This is a genomic window from Clostridium sp. CTA-1 (genome assembly GCF_054768215.1).
Window position 1 is genome coordinate 1 of sequence record NZ_BAAAAP010000047.1, and the last position, 2,904, is coordinate 2,904.

At 50.6% G+C, this 2,904-nt stretch carries 1 rRNA gene; it reads right to left on the reverse strand.

Annotated features, from left to right (window positions below):
- Window position 1: 1 nt before the first annotated feature.
- A 23S ribosomal RNA gene (locus ACYUEW_RS18795) occupies window positions 2-2,903 on the reverse strand.
- Window position 2,904 lies beyond the last annotated feature (1 nt).

Below are 2,904 nucleotides of genomic sequence, written 5' to 3' on the forward strand. Positions count from 1 at the left end.
TTTGGTCAAGCCCTCGACTTATTAGTATCAGTCAACTTAACATGTTGCCATGCTTACATCTCTGACCTATCAACCTGGTGTTCTTCCAGGAGTCTTACTAGCTTACGCTATGGGAAATCTCATCTTGAGGTTGGCTTCACGCTTAGATGCTTTCAGCGTTTATCCAGTCCCAACATAGCTACCCAGCTGTGCCACTGGCGTGACAACTGGTGCACCAGAGGTTGGTCCATCCCGGTCCTCTCGTACTAAGGACAGCTCCTCTCAAATTTCCTACGCCCGCGACGGATAGGGACCGAACTGTCTCACGACGTTCTGAACCCAGCTCGCGTGCCGCTTTAATGGGCGAACAGCCCAACCCTTGGGACCTACTTCAGCCCCAGGATGCGACGAGCCGACATCGAGGTGCCAAACCTCCCCGTCGATGTGGACTCTTGGGGGAGATCAGCCTGTTATCCCCGAGGTAGCTTTTATCCGTTGAGCGATGGCCCTCCCACGAGGTACCACCGGATCACTAAGCCCGACTTTCGTCCCTGCTCCACCTGTATGTGTCGCAGTCAAGCTCCCTTCTGCCTTTGCACTCTTCGCGCGATTTCCGACCGCGCTGAGGGAACTTTTGGGCGCCTCCGTTACTTTTTAGGAGGCGACCGCCCCAGTCAAACTGCCCACCTAACAATGTCCCGTGACCAGATTCATGGCCGCCGGTTAGAACCCCAGTACTGTCAGGGTGGTATCCCAAGGATGACTCCACTCAGGCTGACGCCCAAGYTTCCAAGTCTCCCACCTATCCTGTACAGACAATACCGAGATTCAATGCTAAGCTACAGTAAAGCTCTACGGGGTCTTTCCGTCCAATCGCGGGTAGCAAGCATCTTCACTTGCACTACAATTTCGCCGGATTTGCTGTTGAGACAGTGCCCAAATCATTACGCCATTCGTGCGGGTCGGAACTTACCCGACAAGGAATTTCGCTACCTTAGGACCGTTATAGTTACGGCCGCCGTTTACTGGGGCTTAAGTTCACACCTTCGCTTACGCTAAGTGTTCCCCTTAACCTTCCAGCACCGGGCAGGCGTCAGCCCCTATACATCAGCTTTCGCTTTAGCAGAGACCTGTGTTTTTGCTAAACAGTTGCTTGGGCCTATTCTCTGCGGCCTACTTTCGTAGGCACCCCTTCTCCCGAAGTTACGGGGTCAATTTGCCGAGTTCCTTAACAGCAATTCTTCCGATGGCCTTAGGATTCTCTCCTCACCTACCTGTGTCGGTTTGCGGTACGGGCACCTATTCACTCGATAGAGGCTTTTCTTGGCAGTGTGGAATCAGATACTTCGCCATAAATGGCTCCCCATCACATCTCAGCTTAGCTTGACGGATTTGCCTATCAAGCATGCCTAAATGCTTAGACGCACATCCAATAGTGCGCACATCTTATCCTACTGCGTCACCCCATTTCTCAAACGTAAATAGGCGGTATCGGAATATCAACCGATTGTCCATCACCTACGCCTTTCGGCCTCGGCTTAGGTCCCGACTAACCCTGGGCGGACGAACCTTCCCCAGGAAACCTTAGGTTTTCGGCCAATAAGATTCTCACTTATTTCTCGCTACTTATGCCAGCATTCTCACTTCTGTACAGTCCACCGCTCCTTACGGTACGACTTCAACCCATACAGAAAGCTCCTCTACCGCGTACACATAGTGTACACCCATAGCTTCGGTGGTAAGTTTGAGCCCCGGACATCTTCGGCGCAGGATCTCTTGACTAGTGAGCTATTACGCACTCTTTAAATGAGTGGCTGCTTCTAAGCCAACATCCTAGTTGTCTTAGAAATCCCACATCCTTTTCCACTTAACTTACACTTTGGGACCTTAGCTGATGGTCTGGGCTGTTTCCCTTTTGACTACGGATCTTATCATTCGCAGTCTGACTGCCGTGATACAAGTATATGGCATTCGGAGTTTGATAGGGTTCGGTAACTACTATAGCCCCTAGCCCATTCAGTGCTCTACCTCCATTACTCAATTACACGACGCTAGCCCTAAAGCTATTTCGAGGAGAACCAGCTATCTCCGAGTTCGATTGGAATTTCTCCGCTATCCACAGCTCATCCCATGGTTTTTCAACACCAACGTGGTTCGGTCCTCCACGAGATTTTACTCTCGCTTCAACCTGGCCATGGATAGGTCACCCGGTTTCGGGTCTACACCATGCAACTTTTCGCCCTTTTCAGACTCGGTTTCCCTTCGGCTCCATACCTTAAGTACTTAACCTTGCTACATAGCGTAACTCGCTGGCTCGTTCTACAAAAAGCACATCGTCACACTTTAACGTGCTCCGATCGGTTGTAGGCACACGGTTTCAGGTTCTATTTCACTCCCCTTCCGGGGTTCTTTTCACCTTTCCCTCACGGTACTGCTTCACTATCGGTCACTAGGTAGTATTTAGCCTTGGGAGGTGGTCCTCCCTGCTTCCCACAAGGTTTCACGTGTCTCGTGGTACTCTGGATTAGATCTCGAAGTTTTCTCTTTTTACCTACAGGACTATTACCTTCTATGGTAGGGCGTTCCAGCCCTCTTCGATTAAGATACCTCTTCTTTTATGATCTATCCACAACCCCAGAAACAAGTTTCTGGTTTGGGCTCTTTCCCGTTCGCTCGCCGCTACTTAGGAAATCGATTTTTCTTTCTCTTCCTCCGGGTACTTAGATGTTTCAGTTCCCCGGGTTTACCCTCATACACCTATGTATTCAGTGCATGATACATGGGGTTACCCATGTGAGTTTCCTCATTCGGAAATCCCTGGATCTCAGCCTATTTGCGGCTACCCAAGGCTTATCGCAGCTTATCGCGTCCTTCTTCGGCTCCTAGTGCCAAGGCATTCACCATGCGCCCTTTGTAGCTTGACCT